Origin of the sequence: Labrys sp. WJW (assembly GCF_001676615.1) — a bacterium.
Classification (GTDB): domain Bacteria; phylum Pseudomonadota; class Alphaproteobacteria; order Rhizobiales; family Labraceae; genus Labrys; species Labrys sedimenti.
Window position 1 is genome coordinate 86675 of sequence record NZ_LYXZ01000051.1, and the last position, 21197, is coordinate 107871.

Genomic DNA, 21197 nt, shown 5'->3' on the forward strand with positions numbered 1-21197 from the left:
TGATGCGAAATCCTGCTCGCGCCCGTTGCCGATTCGAGTGAGTTGAAATGCCCAAACTTTCGCGCAGCCTCGCGACATTGGCCATTCTGCTGGCTGCCGGAGCTGGAGCGGCCTATCTGACACGCGATCGCTGGCGCGCTTCGGCTCCGCCATGGCTGCAGGCCTATCTGCCGCCAGCCGAGAGCGCAGACCAGGGCAAGCCCGTGGCACCACGGTCGGGCGGCGGCCGGCGAGGCCGGCGCGGCAGCTTCGACGGCGGGCCCCTGCCGGTGCTGATCGCCGAAGCCAAGACAGCCGATGTGCCGGTCTATCTCTACGGCGTCGGCACGGTGAAGGCCTACAATACCGTGACGATCACGCCCCAGGTGAGCGGACAGATCGTCGACATGCCGTTTCGGGAAGGCCAGGACGTCAAGAAGGGCGACGTGATCGCCCGTATCGACGATTCGACCTATAAGGCCGCGCTGGACCAGGCCATTGCCAAGAAGGCCCAGGACCAGGCCCTGCTCGACAATGCCAAGCGCGACCTCCAGCGCTATATCGGCTTGGCCGCCAGCAATTCGGTAACCCGGCAGACGGCCGATACGCAGCGCTCCACCGTGGCGCAATATGAGGCCCAGCTCAAATCGGACGATGCGGCCATAGCCAGCGCCCAGGCGACCCTGGCCTATACCACCATCACCGCACCGATCGACGGTCGGGCTGGCATCCGCAGCGTTGACGTGGGCAATGTCGTACAAGCCTCGGGCAGTACGGGCCTCGTCACGCTGACCCAGCTCAAGCCCATCGCCGTGCTGTTCTCGGTGCCGCAGCAGGCCCTGGCCGAGATCGCGTCGGCCGGCGGCAAGGAGCCTTTGCAGGTCGAGGCGCTTCGCGGTGACAACAAGGTCCTGATCGATACCGGCAAGCTCGAGGTCGTCAACAACGAGGTGGATGCCAGTACAGGCACGATTCAACTCAAGGCAGTCTTTCCCAACGATGCCCTGGGTTTGTGGCCGGGAGCCTTCGTGAATGCCAAGCTCAAGGTGAGGACACTGGCAGGTGTCGTCGTTGCGCCGACTGCGGCGATCCAGCGTGGCCCCAACGGCACCTTCGTCTATGTGCTCGGCGACGACGGCACCGCCAAGATGCGGCCGGTCACCGTCAGCCAGCAGGGCGATCAGGAGGTTGTCGTCGATAGTGGCCTGAAAAATGGCGAGAAGATCATCACCACCGGCTTTGCCAGGCTGAGCGACGGCGCCAAGGTCGAGGTTTCCAAATCGGGCGCCATACCGGCCGAGGAAGATGAAGAAGGGCTGGGCGCGCCGGCTGCGCAGTCGGAGACCGGCAGCAAGGCGGAAGGAGGCGAAGGCCAACCGCAACGCAAAGGGCATCGTCGCCAGCAGGGCGGCGGCGCTGCGCCGGCACCATGAACGGGGTTTCCGCCCCGTTCATCCTTCGGCCGATCGCTACCTCGCTGCTCGGCATCGCCGTGCTGCTGGGAGGCCTGCTCGGTTACTTCGCGCTGCCGATCGCGCCCCTGCCCCAGGTCGACTTCCCGACGATCCAGATCACCACCCAGTTGCCGGGCGCCGAGCCGGAAACCATGGCGAAACTGGTGACGGCCCCCCTGGAGCGCAATCTCGGCCAGATCCCGTCGATTGCGACCATGGTGTCGTCGTCGGCCTTCGGCATCAGCCAGATCACGCTGCAATTCAATCTGGACCGCGACATCGACGGGGCCGCCCAGGACGTGCAGGCGGCCATCAACGCCTCGGCCTCCACCCTGCCCTCAGGACTGCCCTACCCGCCGAGCTATGCCAAGGTGAACCCGGCCGATACGCCGATCCTGACGCTGGCGCTGCGCTCGAAGACGCAGACCATCCGGAACCTCTCCGACATGGCCGACACCCTGCTGGCCCAGCGTTTCGCCGAGGTCAGCGGCGTCGGCCATGTCGACGTGCAGGGCGGCGTGCGCCCGGCCTTGCGCGTGCAGGTCAACCTCGCCCGTGCCGCTGCTTACGGGCTCGGCCTGGAGGACATCAGGCTTGCCATCACCACCTCGACCGTTGCCGGCGCCAAGGGGTCGCTCAACGGGGCGGCCCAGTCCTATACGATCGCGGCCAATGACCAGATCAGCGCGGCCGATGCCTTTGCCGACGTGGTGATCGCCTATCGCAACAGCGCTCCCGTGCGTCTCAAGGACATCGCCAATGTGGTCGAGGGCCTCGAGAACGCACGCGTGGGCGCCTATTACAACGGCCAGCCGGCCGTGGTGATCGACATCATGCGCCAGCCGGGCGCGAATGTGATCGCGACGGTCAAGAGCGTGCTGGCGGCGCTGCCGGAGCTTCGCCGCAGCCTGCCAGCCGATGTTTCGCTCGAGGTCGTCAACGATCGCACGCAGACCATCCAGGCCTCGATCGACGAAGTGGAGATGACCCTGGCCCTCAGCGTCGGCCTGGTGATTCTCGTCGTCTTCATCTTCCTCAGGACCCTGCGTGCCACCATCATCGCGGGAGTCGCGCTGCCACTCTCGCTGATCGCCTCCTTCGGCGTCATGTGGTTCTGCGGCTTCAGCCTCGACAATCTCTCGCTGATGGCGCTCACCATCGGCGCCGGTTTCGTGGTCGACGATGCCATCGTGATGATCGAGAACATCGTGCGGCACATCGAGGAGGGAGAGAAACCCTTCGATGCCGCGCTCAAGGGTGCCAAGGAAATCGGCTTCACCATCATTTCGCTGACGGTGTCGCTGATCGCCGTCTTCATTCCTCTCCTGTTCATGACGGGCATCGTCGGGCGTATGTTCCGCGAATTCGCCCTGACCCTGACCATTGCCGTGGTGGTCTCGGCCGTGATCTCGCTGACCCTGACGCCGATGATGTGCGCGCGCCTGCTCAAACCGGGCCATGGCGAGCGCAAGGGGGTGCTGGATTGGATTGACCGCGGCTTCGACACCGTCATCCGCGGCTATCGGGCCAGCCTGGTGTGGACATTGCGCCATGGCTTTCTGATGCTGCTCCTGACGCTCGGAACGCTGGCGACCACGATCTGGCTCTATGTCGCCATGCCGAAGGGCTTCCTGCCCCAGCAGGATACCGGGCTGATCACGGCCGTGATCCAGGCCGAGCCGACGGCCTCCTTCGATGCCATGAAGAGGGCACAGGCAAGCATCACCGAGATTGCCCGCAAGGATCCCGATATCCTTTCCGCCATTGCCACCATCGGCGTCTCCGGGAGCAATCTGACCTCCAATACCGGCTCGCTCTCCCTGGTGCTCAAGCCGCGCAACGAGCGCAAGGCGGATGCCACCGACATCATCCAGCGCCTGCAGGCCGAGACCAGCCGGCTGCCGGGCCTGCGCGTGACCTATCAGAGCGTGCAGGATATCCGCATCACCGCCCGCGCCGGCCGCGCGCCTTACCAATATACGCTGACCGGAACCGATGCGGGCGACGTCGACCGCTGGGCCGATCAACTGGCCGACGAACTCGAACGCTCCGGCGTAATGCGCGATGTCACCTCGGAAGTGCAGAATGGCGGCGCCAGGCTCTTCGTGGATGTCGACCGGGACACCGCTTCCCGTCTCGGCGTCTCCATGCAGGACATCTCCAACGCCCTGAACAACGCTTTCGGCCAGCGCCAGATCGCAACGATCTATGCCCAGGCCAACCAGTATCGCGTCATCCTGGAAGCCGAGCCGGACGACCAGGTGGGACCGAGCGTGCTCAGCCGGATCTATGTCGCCAGTTCCGCCAGCACCTCCGGGCTTGCCACCACCACCAATCCCACCGCGGGAACGGTCGGCGCCAGCGGCACGGCGACCAACATACCGACGGCATCGGGCGCCGCCGACAACCAGGTTCCCCTCAGCGCCTTCACCAGCATCCGTCACGAGACGGCGCCGCTGGTGGTCGAGCATGACGATCAGTTCCCCTCGGCGACCATCAGCTTCGATGTCGCCCATGGGGCCTCGCTCAGCGACGCCGTTGCGGCGATCCGCAAGGCACAGACCGCGATCGGCATGCCGGCATCGATCTCCACCCGTTTCACCGGCGATGCCGCCGAGTTCTCGTCCTCGCTCGCCAACCAGCCCTGGCTGATCCTGGCAGCGGTGATCACCATCTATATCGTGCTGGGTGTCCTCTATGAGAGCGCCATCCATCCGGTGACGATCCTCTCGACCCTGCCGTCGGCCGGCGTCGGCGCCCTGCTCGCGCTCGAATATACCGGCCACGAGCTTTCGCTCATCGCGCTGATCGGCATCGTGCTCCTGATGGGCATCGTCAAGAAGAACGCCATCATGATGATCGACTTCGCCATCGAGGCGCAGCGCGAGCAGGGCATGGATCCGCACGAGGCGATCGTCACCGCGTCCGCCCTGCGTTTCCGCCCCATCATGATGACCACCCTGGCGGCCCTGTTCGGCGCCCTGCCCCTGGCGCTCGGCCACGGCATGGGATCGGAACTGCGCATACCGCTCGGCATCACCATCATTGGCGGTTTGCTGCTCAGCCAGTTGCTGACGCTCTACACCACGCCAGTGATCTATCTCGGCTTCGAGCGACTGCGTGAGCGTTTTGCCCGCAAGCCACAGGCGATGCCACAGGCATGAGCATCTCGGAGCCCTTCATCCGCAGGCCGATCGGCACCATCCTGCTGGCGATGGGGCTCCTGCTGGTGGGGCTCGCCGCCTATCGTCAATTGCCGGTTTCGAGCCTGCCTGCCATCGACCTGCCGACCATCGTGGTGACGGCGAGCCGCCCCGGCGCCGACCCGTCGACCATGGCTGCCAGCGTCGCGGCGCCGCTGGAGCGCAAGCTCGGCTCGATCGCCGGCGTGACTGAGATCACCTCGCGCTCGTCGCTCGGCTCCACCCTCATCATTATCCAGTTCGATATTTCGCGGAATGTCGACAGTGCGGCCCAGGACGTGCAGGCAGCCATCAATGCCGCGGCCTCCGACCTGCCGTCGGACCTGTCGACGGCCCCCTCCTTCCGCAAGTTCAACCCGAATGCCCGTCCCATCCTGATCCTGGCGATGACCTCGGACACGGTGGGGGCCAGCGACATGTTCGACGCCGCCGACAGTGTGATCGTGCAGCGCATCTCCCAGGTCGAGGGGGTCGGCGAAGTCGCCGTCAGCGGTGCCGATCAGCCGGCGATCCGGGTTACGCTCAACCCCGATCGCATCGCGGCCATGGGCCTGTCGATGGAGGGGGTACGCCAGGCGATCGTGGCAGCCAACGCCATCAGTCCCCTCGGCTCCCTGGATGGCCCCGACATCGTCATGGCGCTCGATGCCGGCGGCCAGATGTCGGCGCCCGAGGACTATGCGTCCATCATCATCCGTGCCGGCAACGGCACCGCCGTGCGACTCGGCGACATCGCGACGGTGGAGCGCGGCGTCCGCAATCTCAACTCCAGCGCGACCTATAACGGCAAGCCGGCCATCCTGCTCAACATCACCAAGGAGGCCAACGGCAACGTCATCGATACCGTGAACGCCATCAAGGCGTTACTGCCGGTTTTGAAGACACGAATTCCGGCCGGTATCGACATCGACATCCTGACCGACCGGACCACCACGATCCGAGCCAGCGTCGACGACATGCAATGGACGCTGATGGCTTCCGTCATCCTGGTCGTGCTGGTGGTTTTCATCTTTCTCCGCCGCTCCACGCCGGTCCTGGCAGCCGGCGTCACCGTGCCCCTGTCGCTGGCCGCCACCTTCGGGGCGATGTGGCTTGCCGATTTTTCCATCGACAATCTTTCCTTGATGGCGCTGGTGGTCTCGGTCGGTTTCGTCGTCGACGACGCCATCGTCATGGTCGAGAATGTGCATGCCAAGCGCGAAGCCGGCCTGCCGCCGCTGCAGGCCGCCATCGAGGGCGCCCGGCAGATCGGCTTCACCGTGGTGTCGATCAGCCTCTCGCTCCTGGCCGTCTTCATTCCCTTGCTCTTTGCCGGAGGAATCACCGGCAAGTTCCTGTTCGAATTCGCGATGACGCTGGCTTTTGCGGTGATCGCCTCGACGGTGATCTCGCTCACCCTGACGCCGATGATCCTGGCCCATCGCGGGCATGACAGTGTCGGCGACGGGCGCGGCATGTTCGATCGCGTGGTCGAGGGCGTGCTGCAGCGGGTGGTGAGCTTCTACGGCGCCAGCCTGCGCGGCGTACTCAGCCACGGCTTCCCAACTCTGCTGGTCATCTTCGCTACGGTCTTCGGTACCGGCTGGCTCTACTATGCCTTGCCGAAATCCCTGGTGCCTCAGGATGATGGCGGATTCATTCAAGGTTTTTCTCAAGCTTCCTCGGATGCGTCCTACGATGCGGTGGTGGTCTGGCAACGCGAGGTCGCGACCATCATTCAGCGCAACCCCTATGTCACCGGTGTCGGTTCCTCCATTGGCTCGAGCCCCTTCGGCGGCACCAATTCCGGCCAGCTCAGCATTTCCTTGCTGCCCCCGGACCAGCGCCCGCCCACCGAGGAGGTCATCGCTCAGTTGCGCAAGGGCGTGCGTGCCGTCGCCGGCCTGAACGTATTCATGTTCTCGCCGCAGGACGTGTCTGCCGGCGGGCGCCAGTCCCAGTCGCAATATCAATATACGCTGTGGTCGGGGGATGCCGACCTTCTGGTCGAATGGGCTCCGAAGGTGATGGAGAGGCTGAAGACCGTTCCTGGCTTGACGGATGTCAATTCCGACAGGCAACGCAATGGCTTGCAAGCAAAACTTGTGATTGACCGCGAGGCAGCGGCGCGCCTTGGCGTGGCTATTACCTCCATCGATAGCGCCCTCAACAACGCATTTTCGCAACGGCAGATCTCGACGATCTACACCCAGCGGAACCAATATCGCGTGGTGCTTGCCGCATCTCCCGAGCAAAGCCGCGATCCCAGTGACATGACGGGCCTCTACGTACCCGGCCGGTCGGGCCTGGTGCCGCTTTCGGCGGTCGCCTCCGTGGAGCGCGGGCTCGCGCCGCAGCAGGTCAATCACCAGGGACAATATCCAGCCATTACCCTCTCCTACAATCTGACGCCGGGCACCAAGATCCAGGATGCATCGGAGGCTATCGAGGCAGCGGTCGCCGGCATGCACCTGCCCGCCGATATCAGGGGTGAGTTTGCCGGTGATGCCAAGCAGGCGGCCCAATCCGGATCAAGCCAGCCCCTGCTGATCCTGGCGGCCTTGCTGGCGGTCTATATCGTGCTCGGCGTTCTCTATGAGAGCCTGGCGCATCCGCTCACCATTCTCTCGACCCTGCCTTCAGCCGGTTTGGGGGGGCTGCTCGCCCTGCATTTCGCCAATATGGAACTGACGATCGTCGCCTTCATCGGCATCATCCTGCTGATCGGCATCGTCAAGAAGAATGGCATCATGCTGGTGGATTTCGCCCTGGAAGCCGAACGCGACCGCAATCTCAGCGCCAGGGAGGCTATCTTCGAGGCCTGCCTGGTGCGATTCCGGCCGATCCTGATGACAACGCTGGCCGCCATTCTGGGCGCCCTGCCCCTGATCCTGGCGACCGGCCCCGGCACGGAATTGCGCCGGCCGCTCGGCGTCACCATCGTCGGGGGCCTGATCGTCAGCCAGATCCTCACGCTCTACACCACGCCGGTGATCTATCTGATGCTGTCGCGCCTTCACCGCCGCTGGAGCGTCAAGCCCCAGCGGCCGGCAGGAGACACTAGGCCCGCCTCGAATCCGGGTTAAACGAACAGGGGCATGAGATCCGCCAGGCTTGCTCCCGTGCCATCGGGAGAAACACCCAGTCTTTCAGGAGGGTGCCCGGCACGGTTCACCCAAAAGGTACGATAGCCGAACCAGGTTGCGCCACAGATATCCCAGCCATTCGACGAGACGAAGAGAATGCGTTCGGGTGCCAGGTTCAGGCGGTCCGGGCCCAGCTGGTAAGCGGCACTTGCCGTCTTGTAGCAGCCGGCCGCGTCGACACTGAGGACATCGTCGAAGAGGCCATCGAGGCCCGATGATTGAATCGCGGCTTCGAGCATGGCCGGTGTGCCATTCGAGAGGATGCCGAGCCGTACCCCCTTCTGCCTGAGATGCGCCAGGGTCGCAGGCACTTCCGGAAAGCTCGGCAAGGACCAGTAGGCGGCCAGCAATTCATCCCGCTTTTGCCGAGGCGCTGTCAGGCCGAGCCGCTCGATCGAATAGTCCAGGGCCTCGCCCGTGACCGTGGCAAAATCGGCATAATTTCTGCTGATCGTACGCAGCCACGTGTAGTTGAGCTGCTTGTCGCGCCAGAGGGTGGAGAGCGGGGCACCGTGCCCTGGAAAAGCCGAATCCGCCTTTTCGGCAATGAAAGAAAGGTCGAGCAATGTGCCGTAAGCATCGAATAAAATGGCTGAAAAAGGAAGTGGCGTGGTCATAGGGAAGCTCCGCGTTACCTTTTCATAATATTGGTCGTACCGACGTGGCGCCGCTGCGGATAAAGATTGCCGTCGCAGCGCGGCAATCGCTGAATGATGACGGCGGACAACCGGCCTCTCAAGGCCGCCTCGCCGTATAGATCGCCGTCATGAAATGCCGCGAGACGCTGCCGCCGAATTCCTCGTCGACGATGGCTCCGAGGCGATCGAGAAACTCCCTGCGCTCGATTTCGGGCAGGCGGGCGACGGGAGAAAAGGTCGCCGTCAGACCCAGGATTTGCGGCCTGCTCAAAACGGGACGCCAGCGCACTTCCTCGGCTAGGATGGACCCGAACCCTGCCTGCTCGAGCTCCACGACACGGCGCTTGGTGTCGAGGCCGAAATGCCCCTTCGGCCCATCGCCATGCGAGGGACTTTTCGATAAGCGCTCGAACAGCCCATGTGTGCGGCGCTGGAAAGTGTCGGTCTCGTCCGGGTCCCCGAAGATGTTCCACCACATCGCCCAGTGCCCGCCAGGGCGCAGGAGACGGAATGCCCTGGTCAAGGCGAGGCCGGGGTCGATCCAGTGCAGGGAGGTTGCGGCAATGCCGAGATCGAAGGAGCCGGGCGGCATGACGGCTTCTTCGAACGGTGCAATCTGCACGGCCAGCCGCGATGCATGGACGGCTTGGCTGTCGGCGAGAAAGGCTGCCAGCCTCGCATCCGGTTCGACAGCCGTCACCCGGCAACCCATGGCAAGCAAGGGAGCGGTGGCCAGGCCGGTTCCTGCCCCGACCTCGAAAACCGTCTTGCCCTCGCCAGCTCCGCAGCGGGTCCTGAGGATATCGAACACCCGTTCGGGATAGGCAGGGCGGAACGCGGCATAAGCGAGGGCATTTTCCCCGAAAAGCGCCCTGCCGGCAGTTCGCGCAATCGTCGATGCCATGGCGTCACCCGTTTTCCTTGCTCTTCTCACATGGTCCAGCGCCGGCCGGTCTCCCGTCATCCCTATGGTACCTGCCTGTGCGGAAGATGAATGAATAACGGGCCACCTCCTGCGAAATAGCTCGGATACGCACTGAAATCCGCTTGTGCGACACCCCGGTGACTGTAATCTGACTGCCAATATCAAGAGATCCAGGGAGGATTGGCCGACAGATTCGACATTGAGCCGATCAGTATCTTCGACGATGCGTGACGGACGGAGCGTTTGCATAAGGGAATGTGCCTGGGGCTAGTCCAAAGCATAGTCCTGAAAAACCAACCTGTGATGTCCGCTACCACCTCTCACGGAAGAAATCACAAAGTATAACGATAAGCGTTGGAGGAACATATGAGTGCCGGGGTCTCGTTCGACAAAAGCAAGAACTCGCTGAGCCGTCATCGCAGCGTATGGGAAATGCGCTCTGAAAGTTGGATCGGCCTTGTCGACGATCTGAGCCGATTGGTCGCCCTCCCGCCTGACCATCCCGAACGCCAGTCCCGGCTTGCCCATATCAACGAGCTGATCGCCGCCCTGGTGCCGATCGAAAGCTATTGGGCCTTTCCGGGCGGCAGGGTTTTCGCGGATCTCTGCAGCTGGATCGAACGGGGAGAACTGGCACGTGCGCACCAGACCGCGCGCCGCATCCATCGCGTGCTGGTAGCCCGGACCTATCGGCATGAAGCAAGCTCGCTCGATGGAGAGGGCGAACTGCCCTCGCAGATCGAGACCGAAAGCGAACGTCAGGCGCAATTGTCGCGCCCCTATTTCGAGGTGCTCATCGTCGACGAGATGTCGGCGAGCGAGGAGGCAGCGCTACGCAGGCGCGTTCAGCGCAAGCGCCATGCCGAAGACGAGTTCATCTTCGACATCGTGATCGTCCCCAGTTTCGAAGACGCCCTGATCGCGACCCTGGTGAACTTCAATCTGCAGGCGGTGGTGATCCGCCACGGCTTTCCCTTCCGCTCGATCTATAGCGACGACATGCTGCGCCGCTTCCTCGACGGCGTCCAGGATGGCATCGAGACCATACCCGAATTCGAGCGCGGGCCGCTGCTCGGCCGCCAGATCGCGCGCTTGCGTCCGGAGCTCGATCTCTATCTCGTCACCGACATGAAGGTGGAGGATATCGCGGCAACCGCCGGCGAAGTGTTCAAGCGCATCTTCTTCGGCGAAGAGGACCATGTCGAACTCTATGGCGCCATCATGCAGGGCGTCGGCGAGCGCTACCACACGCCCTTCTTCGATGCCCTGCGCGACTATGCCAAGCAGCCGACGGGCGTGTTCCATGCCCTGCCGCTCGCCCGCGGCAAGGCGATCCTCAATTCGAGCTGGATCGGCGATCTCTCGCAATTCTACGGCATGAACCTGTTCATGGCCGAGACCTCGGCGACCTCAGGCGGCCTGGATTCCCTGCTCGATCCCGTCGGGCCCTTGAAAGTCGCCCAGGAACATGCAGCCCGTGCCTTCGGCGCCCGCCGCACCTATTTCGCCACCAACGGCACCTCGACCTGCAACAAGATCGTGGTGCAGGCCCTGGTGAGGCCCGACGACATCGTGCTGGTCGATCGCAACTGCCACAAATCGCACCATTACGGCCTGGTGCTGGCGGGAGCGCAGGTCGCCTATCTCGATTCCTATCCGCTCGACCAATATTCGATGTATGGCGCGGTGCCGATCCGCCACATCAAGGAGCAGTTGCTGACCTTCAAGCGCGCCGGCACGCTCGATCGCGTCCGCATGGTGCTTTTGACCAACTGCACTTTCGACGGCATCGTCTATGACGTCGAGCGCGTCATGCTGGAATGCCTGGCGATCAAACCGGATCTGGTCTTCCTCTGGGACGAGGCCTGGTTCGCCTTCGCGCGCTGCCATCCCGTCTACCGTCCAAGGACGGCGATGGCCACGGCGGCGCGCCTTGCCGAGATGTTCAAGAATCCGGCCTATGCCAAGCGCTATGAGGAGTTCGCGGCCAGCGTCGATTGGGACGACGAAGAAGCCCTGCTCGAACGGCAGTTGATCCCGGATCCCGACAAGGTGCGCATACGGGCCTATGCCACCCATTCCACGCACAAGACGCTGACGGCTCTGCGCCAGGGCTCGATGATCCATGTCTGGGACCAGGATTTCCGCGACAAGGCGGAAGAGGCTTTCCATGAAGCCTACATGACCCACACCTCGACCTCGCCCAACTACCAGATCCTGGCGTCCCTCGATGTCGGGCGGCGGCAGGTTGAGCTCGAGGGCTACGAACTGGTGCAGCGCCAGCTCGAACTGGCGATGAACCTACGCGACCAGGTGCAAGCCCATCCTTTGCTCAAGCGCTATTTCCGTTTCCTGGCGGTCGGGGACCTCGTGCCGCTGCAGCACCGAGAATCCGGCGTCGAGAGCTATTTCAACGAGGAGACGGGCTGGAACAATTTCGAGCTCGCCTGGCGCACCGACGAGTTCGCGCTCGACCCGACCCGGGCGACGCTGGCGATCGGAGCCACCGGGCTCGACGGCGACACCTTCAAGAACAAGGAACTGATGGACAAATACGGCATCCAGATCAACAAGACCTCACGCAACACCGTGTTGTTCATGACCAATATCGGTTCGACACGCTCGGCGGTGGCCTATCTGATCGAGGTGCTGGTCAAGATCGCCCGGGACCTCGACCGCCGTGCCGCCGACATGAGCAGCATCGAGCGGCGCATCCATGCCAAGAAGGTACGGTCGCTGACGCTGGAGCATCCGCCCCTGCCCGACTTCTCCAGTTTCCATCGGGCCTTCCGCGGCGACAATCTCACCAGCAATACGCAAACCCGCAATGGCGACATCCGCAGCGCCTTCTTCCTGTCCTATGATGACAGCAACTGCGAATATGTGAACATGATGGAGGCCTCCCGGGCGATCCAGGCCGGGCGCGAACTGGTCTCCGCCCTGTTCGTGATCCCCTACCCACCCGGCTTCCCCATCCTGGTGCCCGGGCAGGTGATCAGCATGGAGATCCTGCAATTCATGTCGGCCCTCGACGTGCACGAGATCCACGGCTATCGCCCCGATCTCGGCTTCCGCATCTTCAGCGAGGAGGCCCTGGCGCGCACCGAAGAACGGACCCTGGCCAAGACGACCGTGATCCAGGCCCAGCAGGAAGCCATGCAGAACTGAAGCACGGCGCCGATGCCGGGAAGCACGGTTTTCCGGCATCGACTCGAAGCTTCCCGCTGATCGAAACTCGTCATTGCGAGCGAAGCCAAGCAATCCATGGGGGGGCTCGCCGCGCTGAGCTGGATTGCTTCGCTTCGCTCGCAATGACGCTTGACCTAAAGAAAATGGGCGGCGTCAGAACAGATTGCCGTAGAGCGGCATGGCGGCGGCACCGAGAGCTGCGACGAGGTCGCTCGGCGCCTGTGCCCGTTCCAGCACGATCGGCTTGGGCCGTGCATTCATCTGATAGGCCGCAACGGTTCGGCGGGTGCGCTCGACGAGGCGCCCCAGCACGGGCTCGGGCAGCAGGCCGCTCATCAGGATGCTGGAGATGTCGACGATGTTGGAGACGCTGGTTAGCGCGCGGCCGAGATCGGTCCCCGCCTGCTCGACCCAGCGGCCGAGATCGGGATCGTCGCAAAAGCCCGGCGCGGTGAAATCGAGGGCCTCGACAGTGGGCTTGCCCAGGAAACGCGCCAACCCGCGCAGAGACACCACCGTTTCCAGGCAGCCGCGGGCGCCGCAATAGCAGATCTCGCCGTCGGGATAGGTATGGATATGGCCGATCTCGCCGGCATTGCCATAGGAGCCGCGCACGGCGCGGCGGTTGAAGATCAGGGCGCCGCCGAGGCCATAGCCGACAAAGGCATAGATATAGCTCGGCAGATGATGGCCGCCGCCGAACCAGTATTCCCCCAGGCCGGCCGCGGCTCCGTTTATGGCGATGAAGACATCGTGGCCGATCAGGTCCGACAGCGCCTTTTCGAAGGGATAATTGCGCCAGGCGGGGTACTGGCTTGATTGCCCTACGGCCCCTCTGTCGTGATCGACCGGCCCCATGACGGAAACGCCGACGCCCAACAGGCGCTTCGGCCTCAGGGGATGGGCGTCGAGCCGGGAGAACAGCGTGGCGAGCAGATGCGTCGAAGCTTCGGGTTCCTCGATCCGCAACTGCTCCTTTTCATGCGCGATGATGTTGCCGGCGACATCGACGAGCACGGCGCGGGCAAATTCATGATCGAAATGCAGGCCGATCGTGGCGGCGTAGCCCGAGATCAGGCGCAACCCGCGGATGGGCTGTCCCAGGCGGGGGCGCCCGGCTCGATCCGCCGCGGGCGCGGCCGCGACTTCCGCCACCAGTCCTTCTTCCATCAGCGCCGCGACGATCTGGGTGATGGCGGAAGGGGTCAGGCCCGTTTCGGCAGCGAGATGCGTGCGCCCGATTCCGGGCGATTGCCGAATGCCCTCGATCACCAGGCCGCGATTGAGATCGCCGACCCGCGAGGCATTATAGCCTCGCTGCCTGCGCCGCCCGGCGGACGATGGGGCCGGTCTTTCCCGGTTGGACTCATTCATGACGCGACCAAAACCGGCAGGGCTTTCGGCCCTACCTTGAGAAACATAGGTTGTTCACCCTAAAGCGCTTTGCGATTAGGCGGAATCACCAAGAATCGCAAAGCCCCTTTCGCCGAGCCCCTGAAGCGGCCCGGAAACAACGGGCTGGAGCACACAGGCGCTGACGTCAGAACGCACCTTGCTCCAGCCGCGACAGCCCGGCCCATCCGGAGCCGGAACGAGCGGGATCAACGGGTGAGATAGCCGCCGTCCACGACCAGGACCTCACCGGTGACATAGCTCGATGCCGGCGCACACAGGAACAGCACGCAGGCGGCAACTTCCTCCGGCTGTCCCACCCTGGCCATCGGGGTCATGTCGCGCCAGATCGGGAACCACTCCGGGTTTTCGATGCCGCCGCGCGACATGTTGGTGTCGATATAGCCGGGCGCCACTGCGTTGACGCGGATGTTCTCGGCGGCGAACTCGCTGGCCAGGCTCTTCGTCATCATGTGAACCGCGGCCTTGGAGGCGTTATAGGCGACCTGGTTCTGCGGCACGTTGGAAATGAAGCCGGAAATCGAGCCGACATTCACGATCGCGCCGCTGCCTTGCTTGCGCATCGGCACGAGGGCGGCACGGCAGCCGCGAAAGACAGCATCGACATTGGTGTCCATCACCTGGCGCCAGCGTTCCTCGTCGAAATCCGGGGTGTCGCCGTGGCTGGCAATGCCGGCATTGTTGACGAGGATATCGAGCCGCCCCCAGCGAGCGACGGCGGCATCGACCAATTGCTGCGGCGCGGCCGGGTCGCGAATGTCGGCCTGGACGAAGGCGACGTCATAGCCGGCCTCGGCCAGGCTCTTTTCAGCTTCCTCGACCTTGCTCCGCCCCGAGATCAGGAGCTTCGCGCCGGCCTCGCCCAGGGCGTGCGCGACGGCCAGCCCAATGCCGCGATTGCCGCCGGTGATGAGGGCGGTCTTGCCGTCCAGACGAAATTTCTCGAGCATTCGTTTTTCCTGTGTGGTGGTGGTCATTTCATCACGCCCTTGGGCGCATGGCCGCTGTTGAGGCAGACGGCAAGGATCAGGATCGTGCCGAAGACGATCTGTTGTGCGAGGGCGTTGACCCCGACGAAGGTCATGCCCGTGCGGAAGACGGCGATCAGCATGGTACCCGCCAGCGTGCGCAGGACGCCGCCATTGCCGCCGGTCAGCGAAGTACCGCCCAGCACGACAGCGGCAATGGCCGGGAGCAGGAATTCGTTGGCGATGGTGGGCGTTCCACTCGACAGACGGCCCGCGAGCATGATCCCGGACAGGGCGGCAAAGGCGCCGGCCAGGGCAAAGACGGCAAGCTTGATCCTGATGACGCGGATACCGGATACGGTCGCGGCCGGTTCGCTGCAACCCACGGCCTTCATCATCTTGCCGAAGGGCATCGCCTGTTCCAGCACGAAGGCCAGGACAAAGACGGCCAGACTGACCCAGATTTCATTGGGCAGGCCGAGCGTGGAGCCGATAATCCAGCCCAGCGTGTCGCTGCGGATTTCGCCGGAGATGCCGATCGCCCGCTGGCCCGAAATCCATAGGGCGGCCGTCGCCGCGATGCCGCCGGTCGCAAGGGTGGCGACGAAACTGGGGATGCGCAGCTTGCCATGCACGAAGCCCGAAAGCAGGCCGAACAGTCCGCCGACGACAATGGCGGCCGGAATGGCGGCCAGGCCGTATCCCGGCAGCAGAAGCGCGAGCACGATGGAGGCGACGGCCGCCACCGATTGCATCGACAGATCGACCGAGCCGACAAAGATCACGAAGGTCATGCCCAGAGCCATCACGAACAGCGTGGCGTTGTCGGCCATCAGGCCGACCAGGGTCATGGGATCGAGAAAGCGGGTGTCGAACAGGCCCACGGCGAGGATGGCGAGGACCAGCGCGATCCAGGGCAGATAGGGGGTGAGGAAACGCAGGCGCACCATGCTCACACCATGTGCCGGATGAGGTCGAGCGGTTCAGGCGGCGGTACCGCCAGCGTGTCGAAGCGTGCCGTCTGGCGCCCGTCCTTCATCACGATGATGGTATGTGCGAGCCCCAGCGCCTCTTCGAGGGTGTCGCCGATCAGGATGACGGAACAGCCATTGGCGCAAAGCTCGCGGATCAGGCCATAGACATCCTCCTTGGCGCCGACATCGAGGCCACGGGTGGGATGATCGAGCAGGAAGACGCGAGCACCGGCATTGTACCATTTCGCCAGCACCACCTTTTGCTGATTGCCGCCCGACAGATTGGCGCAAAGCGTATCGGCGCTGGGCGTCTTGATCCGCATGCGCTCGATGAGGCTGCGCGTCGCGCGGCCGATCTCGCCGAATTTCAGGATGCCGAAGCGGCTCATGCCCTTGAGATGAGCGAGGCTGATATTCTCCTCGACCGACATTTCCTCGACGATGCCTTCGAATTTGCGCTCGCGCGGGACATAGCCGAGGCCCAGGGACACCGCCTGGCTCGGGGAGACGAAACGCAGATTGCGGCCGCGATAGTGGGCGCTGCCCAGGTGGATCTTCTCCAGGCCGAACAGGCTTCGGATCAGGGCTTCGCTGCCGGCTCCCTCGGTCCCGACGAGGGCGAGAACTTCACCGACATGAAGATCGAGATCGATGTCGGCATAGGCCCGCGCCCGCGCCAGTCCCCTGGCCTTCAGGGCTATTTCCTCTCCAAATGGCGCCCTTCCGTCCTCCTTGTAGTAGGAGCCGGTGGCGGCACGCCCGACCATCAGGTGATGGATGCGTTCCGGACTTGCCTCTCCCTTGGCCATCCGGCTGACGACGACGCCATCCTTGAGAACGTAGACCCGATCGGAAATGTCGATGACCTCGTCGAGACGATGCGAGACGAAGATGATGCCGGCACGCTGCTTCAGCTTGCGGATGACATCGAAGAGAATGTCGATCTCCGCCTGCTCCAGTACCGATGTCGGTTCGTCGAGCAGGATGCATAGGCTTCCTTCCACCGCCTCCTCCAGGGTCAGGACCTTGGCGAGTTCGACCATCTGGCGTTGTACGAAGCTCAGTTCCGAGGTGACGGTCAGGGGATCGATGTCCAGGCCAACCTTGGCAAGCTGATGCCTGGCGGCGGCGGCCATGCGCCGCCAATCGATGCGGCCGAGGCGGATGAACGGGGTTTCGTTGCCCAGGAAGATGTTCTCCGCCACCGACAAATTGGTGATCAGGGATTGCTCCTGGAACACCATGCCGATGCCGCGCGCTGCCGCATCCTTGGGACCGGAGATCGAGGTCGCCTTGCCGTGAATGCGGATCTCGCCGGCATCGGGTTGATTGATGCCGTTGAGCACCTTCATTAGCGTCGATTTGCCGGCCCCGTTCTCGCCGACCAGGCCGACGACCTCGCCGGCCTTGACGGTGATCGAGACATTCTTGAGGGCCTCGACCCTGCCGAAGCGCTTGGTGATGTCGAGAAGTTCGAGCATGGCGCCGGCCCTCACTTCACCACGGAGAGCGCGCGCAGGGGCGTATTCAAGAGCACCGCGCCGATGATCACCACGCCGAGCACGCCCTGCTGCACGAAAGTGGGCAGGCCGATGATGATCATGCCGTTGTTGAGCACCATCACGATCAGCACGCCGACGAGGGTATTGAATACCCCGCCCTTGCCGCCGGTCAGCGCCGTTCCGCCCACCACGACGGCACTGACCGCGGTGAATAGCTGTCCGCTGCCGATCAAGGCGCTGCCGGCGCCCAGCCGTGCGCAGGCGAGGACGGCTCCGACGCCGAAGAAGCCCCCAGCCAGCGTGAAGGCGAGGATGCGGACGCGCCCGGCGGCGACGCCGGACGCCCTGGCGAGGTCCTCGCCGCCGCCCAGCGCCATGATGTGGCGGCCGAGGCGCGTATGATCCTGCACATACCAGGCGACGAGCAGCATGAAGGCCGCGACATAGACGGCCAGGGGCACGCCGCCCAGGCGAGAGAGCGCAAGAGCCCGGATCGACGGATCGAGAATCTGCACCCTTTCACCGCCAAGCAGGACGGTGGCGAGGCCGGTGCCGACGAAACCCATGCCGAGGCTGACCATGAAGGAGGGTACCTTCATGGCCACGTGGATGGTCCCGACGATGCAACCGAAGACGGCTGCCGTCGCCAGTGCCAGCGGCAGTGCGAGCAGGCCGAGATCGAAGCCGGTGCCGGCGGAATTGGCCACGAAGGCGCAGAGCGCCGCCGCCGTCACGGCCATCGACCCCTCGATCGACAGATCGATGGATCCCATCAGGATGATGAAGGTCACGCCCAGAGCCAGGGTCAGGGGGGCAGCTGCCGATGCGGCCACGCGGATGAGATTGCCGAGCGAGAGAAAATGCGCATCCAGCAGCGAAATGCCGAGGCACAGGCCGAGCAGGACCAGGACCGGCGCGGCACGCGCGAGGGATTGTCTGGTGATCACCATTTCGACTGTCTCGGTTCGAGAATTCCGCACGGATCCTTGCGAGAGGGGCGATGCGCGGACGCCGGTGGGGAAAGGCTGGGAGAGACCTTGCCCCGCGTGCCGCGCATCGCCGACGGGCGCGATCTCAATAGGTGATCTGGCCCGTAACCTTGCCCCACAGATCGTTCCAGTCGACCTTGGGTGTCGTGTCGATATTGGCCTTCCAATAGGCCTCGACATCCGCTTGCGTGATCAGGACGCCGGTGCCGTAGAATTCGCGATGTTCCTTGGGCTCCTTGGAGGGAGAGAACGCGCCGGTTGCCGCATGATAGCCGAGGGAAAGGGCGATGCCGCCGATCCAATAGGGATTCCAGTCGACGGTTGCGGCCATCTCCTTGTTACGGATCGCCGTGACGGCATCCTTGGTGCCGTCGATGCCGGTGACCAGGACCTTGCCGGCAAGGCCCTCGGCGCGCAGCGCCTCGAGCGCGCCGACGGCCATGCCGTCATTGGCGGCCCAGATGCCCTTGATCTTGTCGCCGAAGCGGGTGATCCAGGCGGCGACGACGTTGTTGGCCTTGGTGGAATCCCAGTCGGCATCCTGGAAATCGAGGAGTTCCACCTTGCCATTGGCCTTGATGGCATTCATCAGGCCCTGCTTGCGCTGGATGGCCGGCGCGTTGGAGGCAATGCCGCCGAGCGCCACGATGCCACCCTCGCCGCCGAAACTGTCGAACAGGGCCTTGGCCGTCTGCTCGCCGGCCGGCACGCCGTTGAACGACATGTGCGCGACGTAGTTGTCACCGAAATCCCAGGGATGCAGATCGTCCGGCTTGTTCCAGACCGTCACGACATGGGCGCCCGCCTTGGCGACGGCTTCCACGATCGGCCGGGCATCGGGAACATCGTTGGGGTCGACACCGAGCACCAGCTTGTTGCCGACCTTGGCGAGCATGGCCTTGATATCGGCAATCCCCTTTTCGCTGTTGCCCTCCGTCACCAGGGCCGCATAGGGCGCGCTCACCGTATCGGCATAGGCCTTCGAACCCTTGTCCCAGGCGACGTGAAAGGCGTTCGACAGCGAACGGATCGAGCTGGCGAGCTGAAGGTCGGAAGCCGCGAAGGCGCGCCTTGCCCCGGCGGGCAGCAACAGCGACCCGGCCGCAAGGGCCGAGCCGATCAGGAAGCGGCGACGTTCGATCAGCGCCGCCTCGATGAAATCAAGGGCAGAAGCCATTGGACTATTCCTCCTCGGATCTCGTTGTTCGAGAGACGGCTTTTCATGCTTATGTTTCGCGCCGTCGATCTTTAATTAAATTGATGAATTTAAGTGAGTCAAGCCTGTTTCTGCCCTGGAGATGCGGAGCTCGCCGGTCGGATGACGCCGGGGGCGCGCCAGACGCATTGCCGATCGATTGTCTGGATTGATTTTGGTTGCGAACCAGCCATAGCGATCGCCCCCGCGTCGCCGGCGACGCGGGGGATCATAGCCTTTCTCGACGCAGAAGGTCTTGACGAAGCCCCCTACTCTGCTAGACCGCCCGTAATCGCACGCAGCCATGCGGTGGCAGTGGTGCGAAGATGCGGAAGGGTGGCCGAGTGGTTTAAGGCAACGGTCTTGAAAACCGTCGTAGGCGCAAGTCTACCGTGGGTTCGAATCCCACCCCTTCCGCCACTTGCCTCTGCGAAAGCGTTCTCCCGATCCGGCCGCGGCCGGATTTTTCCGTTGTTTTCGAGGGTTATGCGGGATGGGCTGAGCACCGGCGTCGGCGCCAGGCGGCCCGGAAGTGGTCTCTCCGGGCCGATATTCTCCGGACCTGATGACTGCGCCAGTTTGGTGAAATGCTTGCAAGTAACTGAAAGCGGAGAACTTTTTGAGAGCGTCCGCTAAGCGGTTCGACTTGGGTGGCTTTAGCGAGATGGAACAGAAATCCAACTTGCTACCGCCTTGGCGGCCTCACTCGGAGGCGCAGTCTGACATGCCTTGAGAGGCTTCCCAGTCGGCGTAATTGCGTCCGTCCGGAAGCTTCCAGAGGATCCGGCCATTGGCGCTCGCACCAATTACCGCCGCAGCTGCGGCAGAGGCAGACGTGAAGCTGTAGGCGCTTGTGAAGACAAGAAAATCGCCTTCCTCGCGGAGGACACCCTTCTCGACAAGGGTGTTCCGGAGCGTGACCGTCCCTCTCGGTATTGTTCGCGTCGTCCGGACCCTTGCCCTCGAACCTGCTGCGACGACGAAATCCCCGGAGGGCCCAATTCCCATCTCTGCCGCGAAGCCCTCGCCTCGGAAGAAGAACCGAGGGCTTTCATGGATTTCAGCCTCTGGCAGTTCTCGCCCTGCGATCTGCTCCGGCGCACGACCGCGGACTTCTCGGAAGAGATCCCAGCCCAGGGCTCCAACCAGCGTTTTTGTCTGATCCACGAACTCGTCCATGGCTGCGCGGTCGGGGAGTGGTAGCTTGCCCGCGTCGTCAGACGGCGTGCGCGTGTTGGGCAGGGTCCAGCGGGGATTGCTAACGACGCCCCGGATCAGGCAGGCTTCGACATAACGCGCGTGGCTCTTCGTCAGGTTCTCGTCCTTGCTGATTAGCACGACCGTGTCGGTCCAGAATCCTTTGGCATCGCGACCGGCCTCATTCGAGTTGTGATACGATAGTCGTGCGCCGACGCCTTCGGACTCGCCGATATACGCAAGCTGCCTGTCCTGCGCGTCTTCATCGGCACCGATGAGGATGTAGACGCCTGGCCGTTCGATCTCAGGGAAAGCTTCCCGAACCCGACGTAGCTGATTGCGTCGAAAGGCAATGGCTTGGATAGTTGACATCGAGATCTGTGCCACCCGAATGCCGTTCGGATCGCCGTCGAGAAGGAAGATGTTGATCGAGCGGGGCTTCATGA

Annotated in this window: 13 protein-coding genes and 1 tRNA gene; 5 read left to right on the forward strand and 9 right to left on the reverse strand. The window is 63.6% G+C overall.

Annotated elements, in window-relative coordinates:
* Window positions 1-47 precede the first annotated feature (47 nt).
* The 3 genes from BA190_RS26995 to BA190_RS27005 are packed head-to-tail and all read left to right on the forward strand — an operon-like array spanning window position 48 to window position 7701.
* On the forward strand, window positions 48-1412 hold the full coding sequence (locus BA190_RS26995) for an efflux RND transporter periplasmic adaptor subunit (protein ID WP_068295337.1): 1365 nt from the start codon (window positions 48-50) through the stop codon (window positions 1410-1412).
* On the forward strand, window positions 1409-4597 hold the full coding sequence (locus tag BA190_RS27000; RefSeq protein WP_068295343.1) for an efflux RND transporter permease subunit: 3189 nt from the start codon (window positions 1409-1411) through the stop codon (window positions 4595-4597). The genes BA190_RS26995 and BA190_RS27000 overlap by 4 nt, the downstream gene beginning before the upstream one ends.
* Complete coding sequence (locus tag BA190_RS27005; protein ID WP_068295349.1) at window positions 4594-7701, forward strand: efflux RND transporter permease subunit; 3108 nt, start codon at window positions 4594-4596, stop codon at window positions 7699-7701. Before BA190_RS27000 ends, BA190_RS27005 begins: the two co-directional genes overlap by 4 nt.
* Here BA190_RS27005 and BA190_RS27010 read toward each other — a convergent pair.
* Together BA190_RS27010 and BA190_RS27015 are read right to left on the reverse strand one after the other, a co-directional pair.
* Entirely contained in the window at window positions 7698-8378 is a 681-nt protein-coding gene (locus BA190_RS27010; protein ID WP_068295352.1) for a haloacid dehalogenase type II, read from the reverse strand. The genes BA190_RS27005 and BA190_RS27010 overlap by 4 nt on opposite strands.
* A gap of 118 nt (window positions 8379-8496) precedes the next feature.
* Complete coding sequence (locus tag BA190_RS27015; RefSeq protein WP_068295355.1) at window positions 8497-9303, reverse strand: bifunctional 2-polyprenyl-6-hydroxyphenol methylase/3-demethylubiquinol 3-O-methyltransferase UbiG; 807 nt, start codon at window positions 9301-9303, stop codon at window positions 8497-8499.
* 387 nt (window positions 9304-9690) lie between these two features.
* Here BA190_RS27015 and BA190_RS27020 point away from each other — a divergent pair, with 387 nt between their 5' ends.
* A complete protein-coding gene (locus BA190_RS27020; protein WP_068295357.1) occupies window positions 9691-12492 on the forward strand; it encodes an aminotransferase class I/II-fold pyridoxal phosphate-dependent enzyme in 2802 nt (933 codons plus the stop codon).
* Between the two features lie 174 nt (window positions 12493-12666).
* On the opposite strand, the gene BA190_RS27025 is transcribed toward BA190_RS27020, so the two are convergent.
* From BA190_RS27025 to BA190_RS27050, 6 genes are all read right to left on the reverse strand, one after another.
* Window positions 12667-13887, reverse strand: a complete 1221-nt coding sequence (locus tag BA190_RS27025) for an ROK family protein (protein ID WP_068295360.1) — start codon at window positions 13885-13887, stop codon at window positions 12667-12669.
* A gap of 227 nt (window positions 13888-14114) precedes the next feature.
* The gene (locus tag BA190_RS27030) at window positions 14115-14876 is read right to left on the reverse strand and encodes an SDR family NAD(P)-dependent oxidoreductase (protein WP_068295361.1); all 762 of its coding nucleotides are present in this window, start codon (window positions 14874-14876) and stop codon (window positions 14115-14117) included.
* Between the two features lie 23 nt (window positions 14877-14899).
* Window positions 14900-15844, reverse strand: a complete 945-nt coding sequence (locus BA190_RS27035; protein ID WP_068295363.1) for an ABC transporter permease — start codon at window positions 15842-15844, stop codon at window positions 14900-14902.
* A 2-nt stretch (window positions 15845-15846) separates the two neighbouring features.
* Complete coding sequence (locus tag BA190_RS27040) at window positions 15847-17349, reverse strand: sugar ABC transporter ATP-binding protein (protein ID WP_068295422.1); 1503 nt, start codon at window positions 17347-17349, stop codon at window positions 15847-15849.
* A gap of 11 nt (window positions 17350-17360) precedes the next feature.
* Window positions 17361-18320, reverse strand: a complete 960-nt coding sequence (locus BA190_RS27045) for an ABC transporter permease (protein WP_068295366.1) — start codon at window positions 18318-18320, stop codon at window positions 17361-17363.
* A 124-nt stretch (window positions 18321-18444) separates the two neighbouring features.
* On the reverse strand, window positions 18445-19536 hold the full coding sequence (locus BA190_RS27050; protein ID WP_068295369.1) for a sugar ABC transporter substrate-binding protein: 1092 nt from the start codon (window positions 19534-19536) through the stop codon (window positions 18445-18447).
* Window positions 19537-19884: 348 nt separating this feature from the next.
* Between BA190_RS27050 and BA190_RS27055 the strand changes: the two genes are divergently transcribed.
* A tRNA-Ser gene (locus tag BA190_RS27055) sits at window positions 19885-19974 on the forward strand.
* Window positions 19975-20256: 282 nt separating this feature from the next.
* Here BA190_RS27055 and BA190_RS27060 read toward each other — a convergent pair.
* Window positions 20257-21195, reverse strand: a complete 939-nt coding sequence (locus BA190_RS27060; RefSeq protein WP_068295372.1) for a GIY-YIG nuclease family protein — start codon at window positions 21193-21195, stop codon at window positions 20257-20259.
* Window positions 21196-21197: the final 2 nt, after the last annotated feature.

Excerpts from the sequence above, each read along its gene's own strand:
- BA190_RS27020 (WP_068295357.1), top strand. The coding sequence starts at position 9,691 with ATGAGTGCCGGGGTCTCGTTCGACAAAAGCAAGAACTCGCTGAGCCGT.
- BA190_RS27040 (WP_068295422.1), bottom strand. The coding sequence starts at position 17,349 with ATGCTCGAACTTCTCGACATCACCAAGCGCTTCGGCAGGGTCGAGGCC.
- BA190_RS27025 (WP_068295360.1), bottom strand. The coding sequence starts at position 13,887 with ATGAATGAGTCCAACCGGGAAAGACCGGCCCCATCGTCCGCCGGGCGG.
- BA190_RS27030 (WP_068295361.1), bottom strand. The coding sequence starts at position 14,876 with ATGCTCGAGAAATTTCGTCTGGACGGCAAGACCGCCCTCATCACCGGC.
- BA190_RS27035 (WP_068295363.1), bottom strand. The coding sequence starts at position 15,844 with ATGGTGCGCCTGCGTTTCCTCACCCCCTATCTGCCCTGGATCGCGCTG.
- BA190_RS27015 (WP_068295355.1), bottom strand. The coding sequence starts at position 9,303 with ATGGCATCGACGATTGCGCGAACTGCCGGCAGGGCGCTTTTCGGGGAA.
- BA190_RS27000 (WP_068295343.1), top strand. The coding sequence starts at position 1,409 with ATGAACGGGGTTTCCGCCCCGTTCATCCTTCGGCCGATCGCTACCTCG.
- BA190_RS26995 (WP_068295337.1), top strand. The coding sequence starts at position 48 with ATGCCCAAACTTTCGCGCAGCCTCGCGACATTGGCCATTCTGCTGGCT.
- BA190_RS27050 (WP_068295369.1), bottom strand. The coding sequence starts at position 19,536 with ATGGCTTCTGCCCTTGATTTCATCGAGGCGGCGCTGATCGAACGTCGC.
- BA190_RS27045 (WP_068295366.1), bottom strand. The coding sequence starts at position 18,320 with ATGGTGATCACCAGACAATCCCTCGCGCGTGCCGCGCCGGTCCTGGTC.
- BA190_RS27010 (WP_068295352.1), bottom strand. The coding sequence starts at position 8,378 with ATGACCACGCCACTTCCTTTTTCAGCCATTTTATTCGATGCTTACGGC.
- BA190_RS27060 (WP_068295372.1), bottom strand. The coding sequence starts at position 21,195 with ATGAAGCCCCGCTCGATCAACATCTTCCTTCTCGACGGCGATCCGAAC.
- BA190_RS27005 (WP_068295349.1), top strand. The coding sequence starts at position 4,594 with ATGAGCATCTCGGAGCCCTTCATCCGCAGGCCGATCGGCACCATCCTG.